Origin of the sequence: Alkaliphilus peptidifermentans DSM 18978 (genome assembly GCF_900101495.1) — a bacterium.
GTDB classification, from domain to species: Bacteria; Bacillota; Clostridia; order Peptostreptococcales; family Natronincolaceae; genus Alkaliphilus_C; species Alkaliphilus_C peptidifermentans.
Genome location: NZ_FMUS01000047.1, coordinates 1 through 13,324, shown reverse-complemented (window position 1 = coordinate 13,324; position 13,324 = coordinate 1). Strand labels below are relative to the sequence as shown.

The following is a 13,324-nucleotide window of genomic DNA, read 5'->3' as shown; positions in this document are numbered from 1 at the left end:
TGATGAAAAACCCCCATCTTCTTCGTTGCTTCTAAAACCCAGCACCCTTACGTATTACGTATACGCTGCAGTCGCTAGGTTTTCTTGCGCCTCGAATCTGTGGATTTTTGATCAGTCTGCATTTTGATGACTTTGTCTACAACCTAAACTGTCCTATTAAGGACAGTTGATTTTCTATTTTAATTTATCAGGGTTTAATCCCTTTAATTCCTCGATTACAAAAATTCCATCCTTACGAATTAATTTATCATCAAAGTATATTTCACCACCACCGTACTCAGGTGTTTGTATATTTACCAGGTCCCAGTGTACAGCCGAGATGTTACCATTATCAGCCTCTTTATAGGCGTTTCCAGGAGTAAAATGGAAGCTTCCCATAATTTTTTCATCAAATAATGTATCCTTCATTGGTGTCAAAATGTAAGGGTTAACACCTAATGCAAATTCACCTATATATCTTGCCCCTTCATCAGTGTCAAAAATGTTATTAATCTTTTCTGTATCATTTGCTGTAGCTTTAATAATTTTTCCATCCTTAAAATCTAACCGTATATTCTCGTATGTAAAGCCTTGGTATAACGATGGTGTATTATAGGTAATATATCCTTTAACAGAATCCTTTACTGGAGCTGTATATATCTCTCCATCTGGAATATTACGTTTTCCAGCACATTTAACTACGCCGATATTCTTAATAGAGAAGCTCAAATCTGTTCCTGTTCCTGTTATCCTTACTCGGTCAGTTTTATTCATTAGTTCAACCATTGCATCCATAGCCCTATCCATTTTCTCATAATCTAGGTTGCAAACATTAAAATAGAAATCTTCAAAGGCATCGATGCTTTTATTTGCTGCCTGAGCCATAGAGTAGTTGGGATATCTAAGTACACACCACTTTGTATTGGCTACCCGTTCCTTTATGTGAACTGGTGCCATGTAGTGCTCTGAATAAATCCTCATTTTTTCACCAGGTACATCACTTAATTCTCCAGTGTTTTCTCCTGCCCTTAGACCAATATATGCATCCATGTCCTTCATTCTTTCTAATTCATAGCGGGCAGTCATTTTTATTTGCTCTTCAGTTGCTCCTAATAAAAGTTCTCTAATGAATTGATGGTCCTTGACAGTGACAAAAGGTATTCCTTTTGCTGCATATGCTTCCTTTACTAGTGCTTTCACCAGTGGGTATTCTAATCCAATTGCTTCTATTAAGACTTTCTCCCCAGGTTGTAGGCTGACAGAGTATTGAATAAGATTCTTAGCTAATTTTTCGATTCTTGCATCCTTCACTATGTTCACTCCTTAAAAGAAAATTTATATGACTAATTAAATTATAGCACAAACTCATTTTATAATACTAATTTTATCCGCTGCGTTGTTTAAAGTTTAACCTAGAGGGGTATAATCCATATGTATTAAACATAATATAAACATAAAAATAAATGAGAGGGGAAATGTAATATGAAGTATGTTTGTATACCATGTGGTTATGTGTATGATCCTGATTTAGGAGATCCAGATGGCGGTATTGAACCAGGAACATCTTTTGAGGATATTCCAGACGATTGGGTTTGTCCTGTATGTGGTGTTGGAAAAGATATGTTTGAACCACAGGAATAGATAAATTTCAAAATACATAATAAGGGAAGAACAGTACTGTTCTTCCCTTAAATTTTTGCCATGATAAATTTATTAATTTAGTTATCAGCCTCTTCCAAAATCATCATCCTCGGGTAAAATCCATATCGCTTATAAAACTCAACTACTCCTTCATTTCCTTCTGCCACAGCTATTTTCTTTGTTCTTACATTGTTTTCATTTAACCAGTTTATTGCATCTCTAATAAGCTTATCCCCTATTTTAAAGCTCCTATAGGATTCTTCCACATAAATAGAGTCTATTTCTCCATCCATTTTGTCATTTATTGTGCTAATACAGTAGCCTATAATCGTACCTAACTTACTATCCATTACTAATACAACCTTCATTTCTAAGCTTTCAAGCTTATTTATTCTACCTTGAAAGTCATTATTTATATACCTACTTTTAAAATGCACCGAATTTTTTAAGTGATGACTATTGAGCTTTTTCCAAAGGGATTCTACCTTGTCTAGTAGCTCTTTTCCACCTTCTATATATTTAATATTATCCATGTTTCCCTCCTTTAATTTCTTTACCTATAAAATACCTATTCCATAGATTATTTCGTATCAAATAGATATTCTGTGAAATCAATATAATTCCTTCTTTTTCGTTAGGATATATTTTTTTGAAAATTTACCACTAACCTTTATATTTATCTGAAGAGGCTTTGACTATTTTATTTTTCATTTAGTTAATCCATTCTTTATTCCTTTATCCTATGATATAATATGTGTAGTCTGACTTATTTCGCCATGAGAAGGGAGTATTTTCAATGACTAAGCAGTTGAAAGCAGATTTAGCTTTACTTGGTGTCACCATAATATGGGGCTCTTCTTTTGTACTAAGTAAAAACGCTCTAGATTATCTTCCCACTTTTAATTTCCTGGCTATTAGGTTTATAATAGCAGCTATTTTATCTTCAATTGTTTTCTATAAAAATATGTGTTCCATTAAAAAGGATACCTTAAAGTATGGTGTGCTTATTGGCCTTATACTCTTTGGAGGTTACGCACTACAAACAGTAGGTTTAAATTATACTACTGCATCTAAATCTGGATTTATTACTGGTTTCTCAGTAGTTATTGTTCCTGTTCTTTCAGCACTATTACTTAAACAGAATCCCCATAAGGAGGCTGTAATTGGAGTAATTCTTGCCATTTTTGGTTTAGGTTTCTTAACTCTAAATTCTACCCTACAGTTAAATATAGGCGATCTTTATACCCTTATTGCAGCAGTGATGTTTGCTCTACATATTATTACGGTTGGGAAATATACAGTAAAGGTAGACTCAATAGCAATGGCTATTATACAAATAGCAGTAGTAGGTATTCTAAGTCTATTTGTAACCTTTACAATAGAAACTCCCATTATACCTAAAGGATTTGAGATCTGGTCATCCATTTTAATACTATCTATTCTTGCTACATCGGGAGCTTTTATTATTCAAAATGCAATGCAGAAATTTACATCTCCCACCCATACTGCCCTTATTTATACAGGAGAGCCCGTATTTTCAGCCTTATTTGCCTTCATATTATTGGGTGAAAGATTGAATAGGCAAGGAGTATTGGGTAGTATACTAATTCTGTCGGGTATGCTGATATCAGAGTTGGATTGGAAAAGATTTTTTGCTATTAGCAGAAAAAAAGAAGCTTCAAAGTAGGGCTGCTACTTAGGAGCTTCTTCTATAGTTATAGGTAATTCCTTCTCTATGAAAAAGTCTGTTAAAGCCTTCCACAATTCATCTATGCCTTGCTTTTTCAAAGACGAAATAGGTAGTATCTTATCTTCTGGTGCCATTTTTAGAGTTTCTCTTATTAGCTTAAATTGTTTTTGCATTTGAGATCTTGGAATCTTATCTGATTTTGTTGCTATAACTATTTTACCAAAACCATAATGCTTGATCCAGTCATACATTAATTGATCATCTTTTGTTGGTTCGTGCCGTATATCTACTAAGAGCATCACTTCATATAGGTTGTCTCTACTTGATAGATAGGTTTCTATTATTTTTCCCCATGATGCTCTCTCGTCCTTAGAGACTTTAGCATATCCATAGCCTGGTAAATCTACCATATAGTATTCTTGATTTATTAAGTAAAAATTGATGGTTCTTGTTTTTCCAGGACTTGAACTTATTCGCGCTAGTTTCTTTCTTCCTAATAAGGTATTTATAGTAGAAGACTTACCTACATTTGAACGACCAACAAAGGCAACCTCGGGAAAGCCATCATCAGGGTATTGCTTAGGGCTTACAGCACTCATAACTATCTCAGACGTTTTAATTTTCATTTTTGTCTCCCCTCTTTAGTGCATGATCCAGCACCTCATCCATATGCTCTACCAGAACAAACTCCATCTTCTTTTTGATATTTTCTGGTATATCATCCATATCCTTTTCATTTCCAATAGGCAGTAGCACCTTTTTTATACCTGCACGTCTTGCAGCAAGTACCTTTTCTTTAACTCCACCAATTGGTAATACTCTTCCCCTTAGGGTTATTTCTCCGGTCATGGCTATATCTTTATATACCTGTACATTTGTTAATGCTGAAATTACTGCGGTTGCCATAGCAATGCCTGCTGATGGCCCATCCTTTGGTATTGCTCCTTCAGGTATATGTATATGTATATCAAGGGTACTATGGAAGTTTTTATTGATCTCAAACTTTTCAGTTCTAGAACGTATATAACTGATTCCAGCCTTAGCGGATTCCTTCATAACATCACCAAGTTGACCGGTTAAGACTAGTTTCCCTGTACCTTCCATAGGAGTTACTTCAATTGACAATGTATCTCCACCAACTGGTGTCCATGCTAATCCTCTAACAATTCCCACTTCATCTTTTTGGTTAGCCAGCTCATACCTAAATATGGGGTTTCCAAGATATTTTTTTAAGTTTCCGGGATTAATTCTTACTAACTTTGCTTTTTCTTCTATGATTCTCTTTGCTGTTTTTCTGCATACATTAGCAATTTGTCTCTCAAGGTTTCGTACACCCGATTCCCTTGTATAATAATTAGTAATATCCCTAACTGCCTTCTCAGATATCTGAAGCTGAGATTCTTTCAAGCCATGCTCCTTTATTTGCTTAGGAAGTAAGTATTTTTGAGCAATATTCAATTTTTCTTCCTCTGTATAACCTGCTATTCTAATAACTTCCATTCTATCTAGTAATGGACGTGGAATAGTATCTAGTGAGTTGGCTGTTGTTACAAACATAACTCTAGATAAATTAAAGGGTATTTCTAGGTAATGATCAGTAAAGCTATTATTTTGCTCAGGGTCTAATACCTCTAAAAGGGCAGCAGCTGGGTCTCCTCTAAAGTCACTGGCTAGTTTGTCTATTTCATCTAATAAGAATACAGGATTATTACTACCAACTTGTCTCATGGCAGAAATTATTCTGCCAGGAATAGCACCTACGTAAGTTCTTCTATGACCTCTTATTTCCGCTTCATCCCTCACACCACCTAGCGACATCCTTACAAATTTTCGATTCAATGCACGTGCTATAGATTTTGCTATGGAGGTCTTACCTACTCCTGGGGGACCAACTAAGCATAAAATAGGCCCCTTCATAGATTTCGCCAGTTGTCTTATGGCAAGATATTCTAGAATTCTTTCTTTTACCTTTTCTAAACCATAGTGATCTTCATCAAGTATTTTTGCAGATTCCTTAAGGTCAAGCTTATCCTTTGTCTCTTTATTCCACGGTAGACCTAGCACCCAATCTACATAATTTCTTATAACACCAGTTTCTGCTGATGAAGGAGATAATTTTAACAAGCGATCTATTTCTCTTTCTATTTTTTCATTTATTTCCTTAGGTAGCTTTAGTTTTTTCAATTTTTGCCTATATTCATCTACTTCCTCAACAACAGTCTCGTCTTCACCTAATTCTTTTTGAATAGCCTTCAGCTGTTCCCTCAAATAGTATTCCTTTTGAACCTTATTAATCTGTTTTTTAACACGATTATTTATCTTTTGTTCTATTTCTAATATTTCTATCTCCTCAAGTAATATTTTATATAAGGTTTCTAATCTGTCCCTAGGATCAAATGCTTCTAGTATTTCTTGCTTTTGACTTTGTTTTAAAGCTATATTGGCAGCAATTGTATCTGCTAATCTACCAGGTATTTCTATTTCAGAAACCGTTAGAAAAATTTCTGGAGATATCTTATTACTTACCTCTATGTATTGTTCAAATGCTTCTAAAGTACTTCTCATTAAAGCTTCAGTATTTCTATCCCTCTTAACCTCCATCGAATGATGCTCTTCCTCTACCTCCACCATAAAATATGGTTCTTCCTGAATAACACCCTTAATCCTACCTCTAGTTATTCCTTCTACTAAAACACGTATGGTATCTCCAGGTAGCTTTAACATTTGCTTTATTTTAGACACAGTACCTACCTGGTAGAAATCATTGGGTGTTGGTAAATTGATTTCTACTTCTTTTTGAGAAGCTAAAAAAACCATCTGATCATTTACCATGGCTTCTTCTAAAGCGTTAATTGAACGCTCTCTTCCAACATCAAAGTGTAAAACCATATATGGAAAAACAGTTAAACCTCGTAGGGGTATCAATGGAAGCTTTCGGTTGATCATGACAGTATCTTTGTTATTTTCTTCTTTATAATCCATAAAACCACTCCTTTATAGTGTCCATATAAGTATATAATAGAATTTAAATATTTCAAAATTATAAGGTTAACAACACAGTCGATTATAATTATATCCATTTATTTAGTGTTTTACAATATTTTACCCTAATTTAGATTCATCTATCAAGAAATTTTCAGCAACTAAGGGTTTTCAAATATAAAAAAGTAGTCGAAGACTTCGACTACTTAGTTGTTTTTCATTTGATTCCCCAATGCAGCAACTAGATTTAAAGCCTCCGGTGTCATAAACTGTTTATCCTTATCTTCAGATACGTTAAGGGCATGATGTACTACATCTTCAATAGAGTCTACAGGAATCACATCAATTTTATATTCTTTGAAGCGCTCTTGAAAATTATCAGCAGGTATTAAAGCCCTTTTACATCCCGCCTTCATTGCCGCATCTAATTTTGCTGCTACTCCTCCAACTGGTTTTACTTTTCCTCTTATGGAGACTTCTCCAGTCATTGCAATTTGATGGTCAACTGGTTTTTTTGTAATGGCTGAATATATGGCTGTAACCATTGTTATTCCAGCGGATGGTCCATCTATTGGAATTCCTCCAGGAAAGTTTAAATGTATATCATAATCTCTGGGATCTATTCCTAAGAAGTTTTTTATTACAGTCATTACATTATCTACTGAGTCTGATGCAGTACTTCTTCTTTTTAGTGTTCTTCCTGTGGTATTTGTTTCCTCTGTGTCAACAATTCCTGTAACAATTATTCTTCCCTTGCCTTTTCTTGGTACCTTTATAGCTGTAGCTTCTATTTCAATAAGCATTCCTATATTTGCACCATATACACCCAACCCATTGACATATCCAACACTAGGCTGACTTTCAATTCTTTTTTCCGGTCTGGGATGATAGTGACCACTTTCAATAACCCATTCAACATCTTCAATGGATATATCTTTACTATTATTCATCAAGGCCAATCCACTACAAATCTGAATTATATTAACAGCTTCTCTTCCGTTTGTTGCAAACTTTTTTATTTCCTCGATCGCTCTATCCTCTATATTAAAACCACTCTTTTTACATGCGTTAATGGCTATCTCTCCTACTTCTTCCTGTGATAAGGGTTTAAAATATATTTCTACACATCTTGATCTTAAAGCTTGTGGTAACTCCGTTGATGATCTTGTCGTGGCTGCCACAAGTCTAAAATCTGCCGGCAGTCCTTTTTTAAATATTTCATGAATATGTTCTGGGACGTTTGCATCTTCTTCGCTATAGTAAGCACTCTCGAGAAAAACCTTTCTATCCTCCAGTACCTTTAAAAGCTTATTCATTTGAATACCATGTAATTCTCCTATTTCGTCAAGAAATAAAATTCCTCCATGAGCTTTTGTAACAGCTCCAGGTTTTGGTTGGGGAATACCAGCTTGTCCCATGGCACCAGCACCTTGATATATGGGATCATGTACTGATCCCATAAGTGGGTCTGCTATTCCTCTATCATCAAACCTCAGAGTTGTTGCATCCATTTCTATAAATTTTGCTTGCTGGTTAAAGGGTGATATTGCACTTTTTTTTGCTTCTTCCAAAACTACCCGGGCTGCAGCAGTTTTCCCGACACCGGGAGGTCCATAGATTATAACATGCTGTGGATTAGGACTGCAAAGTGCTGCCCTAAGTGCCTTCAGTCCATCGCTTTGACCAATAATTTCCATAAAGGATGATGGTCTAGTATATTCTGATAAGGGAATTGTCAACGATTGTTCCCTCATTCTCTTCAATTTATCTAATTCTTTCCTAGACTCCTTCTCTACTGCCATTTTACTACCCTGTTGGCTCTTTAAAAGGCTTAGAAAGTATAGTCCAATAACTATAGCAAAAAAGAATTGTACAAGGAAAAAAATATTTGTCAAAATATATCCTCCTTTCTATAAGAATGTATTAGTAGTATGTGCTGACCAAGTCATTTTATCCCGTTGAAAAAAACCTTCCTAAAGAAGCAAAAAATAGGAAGTTTGTTTAAAAAATCATTTTTATAATAATATGATATAATAATGAATAGTGATTATAATTGCTTTATTACTAATCGGGAGGTGAGCGATTTGAAGAATTTATTAAGATTGTTTGGGATTTTTTTTCGTGTAGGTGCCTTCACCTTTGGTGGTGGTTATGCTATGGTTCCTATAATTCAAAAAGAGATCGTAGAGAAGGAGAGCTTAATATCCGAGACGGAGTTCTTAGATATTATTGCTGTGTCTCAAAGCCTTCCGGGTCCTATTGCTGTTAATACATCTATTTTTGTGGGATATAAACTAACCGGTATACTAGGTGCACTTTCTGCATTATTGGGGACAGTGTTGCCTTCATTAGTTATTATTATTATTTTAGCCATGTTTTATAATCAAATTAAAGATATAAATTCAATTCAACTATTTTTTCAAGGTGTTAGACCGGCAATTGTGGCACTAATATTCATGTCTGCTTTGAAGTTAAGTAAATCTATTGATAAAACAGCATTTAATTATTCTATAATGACAATTGCTTTTATATCTATTGCTGTACTAAATATTCATCCCATTTTAGTAGTAATAGCTTGTGCTTTAACAGGTCTAATTTTTACAGCAAGGAGGAAGAAGGAGAATGATATATCTTAGTCTTTTTATAGCATTCCTTAAAATTGGAGCATTTAGCTTCGGTGGTGGTTATGCAATGCTACCCCTTATAGAGGAAGAAATTGTGCTTATTAATCAATGGTTAACACATCAAGAATTCATAGATATTATTGCTATCTCCCAAATGTCACCAGGTCCTATTGCTGTAAATGCGGCAACCTTTGTTGGGTACAAGCACATTGGTATTTCTGGTGCGATTGTGGCGACAATAGGTGTAGTTTTTACATCCTTTATTCTAGTAACCACATTAGCAAAGGTAATTATTAAGTATTATAATTCTACTATTGTAACTGGTATCTTTTCAGGAATAAGACCTGCTGTAATTGGTTTAATAGCTGCAGCATGCGTTTCATTATTCCGTTCTTCTATAGTTGATTTTAAAAGTCTAATAATAGGGCTTGCTGTTTTAGGTATACTATATAAAACAAAGCTTCATCCAATAAGTGTCATAATGTTTTCAGGGGTATTGGGCATTATTATATTCTCCATCTAAAAAAATACATAATAAAAAAGGGCAGAAGCTAAGCTTCTGCCCTTTCCTTTGTTAATTATGATGCTGTTTCTTCGGATTTCTTTTTTGATTTAGCCTTTTTATTTATTACTGTAGGAGGTGTATTATCTGTAACAGTTTCCTTTGTAATAATTACCTTTTCAATGTTATCATCAGAAGGTATTTCATACATAATATCAGTCATTAAGCCTTCCATTATTCCTCTAAGGCCACGGGCTCCAGTTTTTCTTTCAATTGCTTTTTGTGCAATTAGCTCTAAGGCACCCTCTTGGAACTCCAGCAATACTCCATCTATCTCAAATAGCTTATTATATTGCTTTAGAAGGGCATTCTTAGGCTCAGAAAGAATTTGAACCAGTGCAGTCTCATCTAATTGATCTAATGTTACAACTACTGGTAATCTACCAACAAATTCTGGTATTAATCCAAATTTCAGTAGATCTTCGGGCTGAATACGTTTTAATAGAGTACCAATATCCTTAATTTCTTTACTTCTTATTTCTGCACCAAAGCCCATAGAGGTTTTTCCAATTCGCTTCTCTATGATCTTCTCAACTCCATCAAAAGCACCACCACAAATAAATAAAATATTAGTAGTGTCAATTTGAATAAACTCTTGATGAGGATGCTTTCTTCCTCCCTGAGGTGGTACGCTGGCAACTGTTCCCTCTAATATTTTTAATAATGCTTGCTGTACCCCTTCACCACTAACATCTCTAGTAATAGAAGGATTCTCAGATTTTCTAGCAATTTTATCAACTTCATCAATATAGATTATGCCCTTTTCTGCCTTTTCAATATCATAATCTGCCGCTTGAATAAGCTTTAATAAGATATTTTCTACATCTTCTCCAACATAACCAGCTTCTGTTAATGAAGTAGCATCGGCAATGGCAAATGGGACATTTAAAATCTTTGCAAGTGTTTGAGCTAATAATGTTTTTCCTGAACCAGTAGGTCCTATCATAACAATATTACTCTTTTGAAGCTCTACCTCTTCATTTTTTATATCTGTATTAATTCTTTTGTAATGATTATATACTGCAACTGCTAATGCCTTTTTAGCTTCTTCTTGACCAATGACATACTGATCAAGTATTTCCCTAATTTCCTTTGGTTTGGGTAAATTCATTAAATCTATATCGATATTTTCATCGAATTCTTCCTGAATAATTTCTTGACACAACTCAATACATTCATCACAAATATAAACATTTGGCCCTGCAATCAGTCTTCGAACTTGATCTTGGGATTTTCCGCAGAAGGAGCATTTCAATTGTTTTTTATCCTCAAATCTGGACATTTCTACACCTCTTTCAATACGCTATTATTTCCTGAACACCATCACTTCGTCAATGATACCATATTCCTTCGCTTCCCCTGCTTCCATAAAGAAGTCTCTATCTGTATCTCGTTGAATTCTCTCTAATGGTTGACCTGTTCTTTCAGCTAAAATTTTGTTTATTTGTTCCCTTGATTTTATAATTCTTTCAGCATGAATTCTAATATCCTCAGCCTGCCCACGGGTTCCACCTAATGGTTGATGTATCATTACTTCTGCATTAGGTAGAGCAAATCTCTTACCTTTTTTGCCTGCTGCAAGTAAAAAAGCACCCATACTAGCAGCCATACCAATGCAAATTGTAGAGATATCAGGCTTAACATAGTTCATTGTATCGTATATAGCCATTCCTGCTGTAATAGAACCTCCAGGACTATTAATGTATATTTGAATATCTTTATCTGGATCTTCAGCTTCAAGAAATAACAGCTGTGCCACAACTAAGCTGGCAGTTACATCATTTACCTCATCACCTAAAAAAATAATTCTTTCTTTTAATAGTCTAGAATAAATATCATATGATCTCTCACCACGATTTGTTTGTTCAACTACAATTGGTACTAATGCCATACTTATCTCCTCCCAATCCTATAAAATATTTTAAGATACTTTGGCATTCTCAACAAGTAAATCTATAGTTTTTCTGACAGCAATGTTTTCTTTAAAATATTTTAGATCTTCTTCTCTAAGATTCTCTTTGAATTTGTCTACTTCTTGCTTGTATTGCTCAGCAACTTTTTGAAGCTCACTTTGAAGTTCTTCTTCTGTAGCTTCAATTTTTTCTTGCTCACAAATCTTATCTAATACTAATTGTGACTTCACTCGAGTAGCTGCATCTTCCCTCATCTGACTTCTTAAATCTTCTTCTTTAGAGCCAGTCATTTGGTAATAATATTCAAGATTTAAGCCTTGATAGCTTAATTGGTATTCGAAGTCCTTTAGCATAGAATCTATTTGTCGTTCAATAACTGCTTCAGGAATATTAATATCTACTGTTTTAACAATATTTTCTACTACAGTATTCCTAAATTCCTTTTCTGTTTTATTCTTTGCTTGTTCTTCAAGCTTATTCTTAATATCTACCCTTAATTCATCCAAAGTATCAAATTCTGATACATCTTTTGCAAATTCATCATCTAAAGCAGGTAGTTCTTTTTCCTTAATTTCATGGATTTTAACATTAAAGGTTGCATCTTTTCCAGCTAAATTTTCAGCATGATATTCTATTGGAAATGTAACCTTTACTTCTACTTCATCTCCTAAGTTCTTCCCTACTAATTGCTCTTCAAATCCAGGTATAAATTGACCTGAGCCTATGTTAAGAGACTGTTTTTCAGCACTTCCACCTTCAAAGGCTTCTCCGTCTACAAAGCCCTTATAGTCAATAATCACTAAATCATTTTCCTTTACAGCTCTATCGCTTACTTCTATCATTCTTGAATTCTTCTCTAGCATAGCTTTTATTTCATTTTCTATGTCCTCTTCTTGTACATTATACTCTTTTTTTTCTACTTCTATACCTTTGTAGTTATCTACACTAAACTCCGGCATTACTTCTACAACAGCTGTAAACACTACATCTTCGCCCTTGTTAATATCTTCAATATCAATTTCTGGACGATCAACTGGATCTATCTTTAATGCTTCAAGTGCTTCTTCGTAAGCCTCGGGAAAACACTGATTGATAGCTTCTTCATAAAACACTCCTACACCATAATGAGTTTCAATTATTTTTCTTGGTGCTTTGCCTTTTCTAAAACCAGGAATATTGAATCGAGATTTCATCTTGTTATATGCTTTGTCTATTGCTTTTTCAAAGTCTGCTGCCTCTACCACCAATTTTAAAGTAATTTTATTCTCCTCTTGCTTGATTATTTCAGAATTCATAAAATGCTCCTCCTCTATTTAATTTTACCATTCTTTTGGTTAAAATTGATAAATTGCTTAAAAATTAATAATTATGTACCATATGCTTCTTTTACATGATTAACAACTTGGTATTTTTTAAACCTATTGAACCATTATTTGAATACTAAAAAACATCCATATAATAATTGGATGTCTTAAAGCATTACTAATTAACTTATCATATTAATACTACCGAATTTAAGTATTATTGTCAACAGATAGGTTTTCATAAGACTGAAAAATTTTTTTATGGTTTATTCAATTGTGTATTCCCGAGTTTTACACCTAATAATTAAATGATAAAACACCAATCCTGGTAATACTAATGTGTACTAGGAATTTTTTATGTCAAATTTTATACTTTTATCTGTTATTCTATGTTGTTCTATGGTATAATTGTATTGGGTGATGATTATTATGTTCTTAAAAAAAGATAAAAGACCAAACGGCCGTGTTTACCTATCTATCGTTGAAGGGTTCAGAGAGCCTGGTACTGGTAAAACCAAACAAAGAAAAGTTAAAAGCTTGGGGTATTTGGATGACCTTGAAGGTAAATACGATGATCCCATTGCCTTCTTTACTGAATTGGCAAAAGAAATGTCTCGTGATGCTAGGGA

Annotated in this window: 12 protein-coding genes and 1 pseudogene; 5 read left to right on the top strand and 8 right to left on the bottom strand. The window is 34.1% G+C overall.

The window, feature by feature from the left end; genetic code table 11:
* Positions 1-174: 174 nt before the first annotated feature.
* Positions 175-1,290 carry an aminopeptidase gene (locus BLP68_RS20580; protein ID WP_091547584.1) on the bottom strand — a complete coding sequence of 372 codons (1,116 nt, stop codon included), beginning with the start codon at positions 1,288-1,290 and terminating at the stop codon, positions 175-177.
* A gap of 171 nt (positions 1,291-1,461) precedes the next feature.
* Here BLP68_RS20580 and rd point away from each other — a divergent pair, with 171 nt between their 5' ends.
* On the top strand, positions 1,462-1,620 hold the full coding sequence (gene rd / locus BLP68_RS20575) for a rubredoxin (RefSeq protein ID WP_091547583.1): 159 nt from the start codon (positions 1,462-1,464) through the stop codon (positions 1,618-1,620).
* Between the two features lie 77 nt (positions 1,621-1,697).
* Here the strand turns inward: rd and BLP68_RS20570 are convergent, their stop codons facing one another.
* On the bottom strand, positions 1,698-2,153 hold the full coding sequence (locus BLP68_RS20570) for a GNAT family N-acetyltransferase (RefSeq protein ID WP_091547581.1): 456 nt from the start codon (positions 2,151-2,153) through the stop codon (positions 1,698-1,700).
* Between the two features lie 263 nt (positions 2,154-2,416).
* On the opposite strand from BLP68_RS20570, the gene BLP68_RS20565 reads away from it, so the two are divergent.
* Entirely contained in the window at positions 2,417-3,307 is an 891-nt protein-coding gene (locus BLP68_RS20565) for a DMT family transporter (protein ID WP_091547579.1), read from the top strand.
* Positions 3,308-3,312: 5 nt separating this feature from the next.
* Here BLP68_RS20565 and yihA read toward each other — a convergent pair whose 3' ends face one another.
* The 3 genes from yihA to lonB all read right to left on the bottom strand — a co-directional run bounded on the left by yihA (position 3,313) and on the right by lonB (position 8,187).
* Positions 3,313-3,936 carry a ribosome biogenesis GTP-binding protein YihA/YsxC gene (gene yihA / locus BLP68_RS20560; RefSeq protein WP_091547578.1) on the bottom strand — a complete coding sequence of 208 codons (624 nt, stop codon included), beginning with the start codon at positions 3,934-3,936 and terminating at the stop codon, positions 3,313-3,315.
* Positions 3,926-6,292 carry an endopeptidase La gene (gene lon, locus BLP68_RS20555; RefSeq protein ID WP_242877047.1) on the bottom strand — a complete coding sequence of 789 codons (2,367 nt, stop codon included), beginning with the start codon at positions 6,290-6,292 and terminating at the stop codon, positions 3,926-3,928. Before lon ends, yihA begins: the two co-directional genes overlap by 11 nt.
* A 206-nt stretch (positions 6,293-6,498) precedes the next feature.
* Positions 6,499-8,187, bottom strand: a complete 1,689-nt coding sequence (lonB, locus tag BLP68_RS20550; RefSeq protein ID WP_330389254.1) for an ATP-dependent protease LonB — start codon at positions 8,185-8,187, stop codon at positions 6,499-6,501.
* Positions 8,188-8,376: 189 nt separating this feature from the next.
* Between lonB and BLP68_RS20545 the strand changes: the two genes are divergently transcribed.
* Both BLP68_RS20545 and BLP68_RS20540 read left to right on the top strand, forming a co-directional pair.
* Positions 8,377-8,928: a chromate transporter gene (locus tag BLP68_RS20545; RefSeq protein ID WP_242877046.1), complete on the top strand. Its 552-nt coding sequence runs from the start codon at positions 8,377-8,379 to the stop codon at positions 8,926-8,928.
* Positions 8,915-9,439, top strand: coding sequence for a chromate transporter (locus BLP68_RS20540; protein WP_091547573.1), 525 nt, complete (start codon positions 8,915-8,917; stop codon positions 9,437-9,439). Before BLP68_RS20545 ends, BLP68_RS20540 begins: the two co-directional genes overlap by 14 nt.
* Positions 9,440-9,494: 55 nt before the next feature.
* Here BLP68_RS20540 and clpX read toward each other — a convergent pair whose 3' ends face one another.
* From clpX to tig, 3 genes are read right to left on the bottom strand one after another with little or no spacing between them, the layout of a single operon-like run.
* Complete coding sequence (gene clpX / locus BLP68_RS20535) at positions 9,495-10,760, bottom strand: ATP-dependent Clp protease ATP-binding subunit ClpX (protein ID WP_091547571.1); 1,266 nt, start codon at positions 10,758-10,760, stop codon at positions 9,495-9,497.
* A gap of 24 nt (positions 10,761-10,784) precedes the next feature.
* Positions 10,785-11,369 carry an ATP-dependent Clp endopeptidase proteolytic subunit ClpP gene (clpP, locus tag BLP68_RS20530; protein ID WP_091547570.1) on the bottom strand — a complete coding sequence of 195 codons (585 nt, stop codon included), beginning with the start codon at positions 11,367-11,369 and terminating at the stop codon, positions 10,785-10,787.
* A gap of 30 nt (positions 11,370-11,399) precedes the next feature.
* A complete protein-coding gene (gene tig, locus BLP68_RS20525) occupies positions 11,400-12,686 on the bottom strand; it encodes a trigger factor (protein ID WP_091547568.1) in 1,287 nt (428 codons plus the stop codon).
* 438 nt (positions 12,687-13,124) lie between these two features.
* On the opposite strand from tig, the pseudogene BLP68_RS20520 reads away from it, so the two are divergent.
* Positions 13,125-13,324: pseudogene (locus BLP68_RS20520) on the top strand (IS1634 family transposase); the annotation flags it as partial.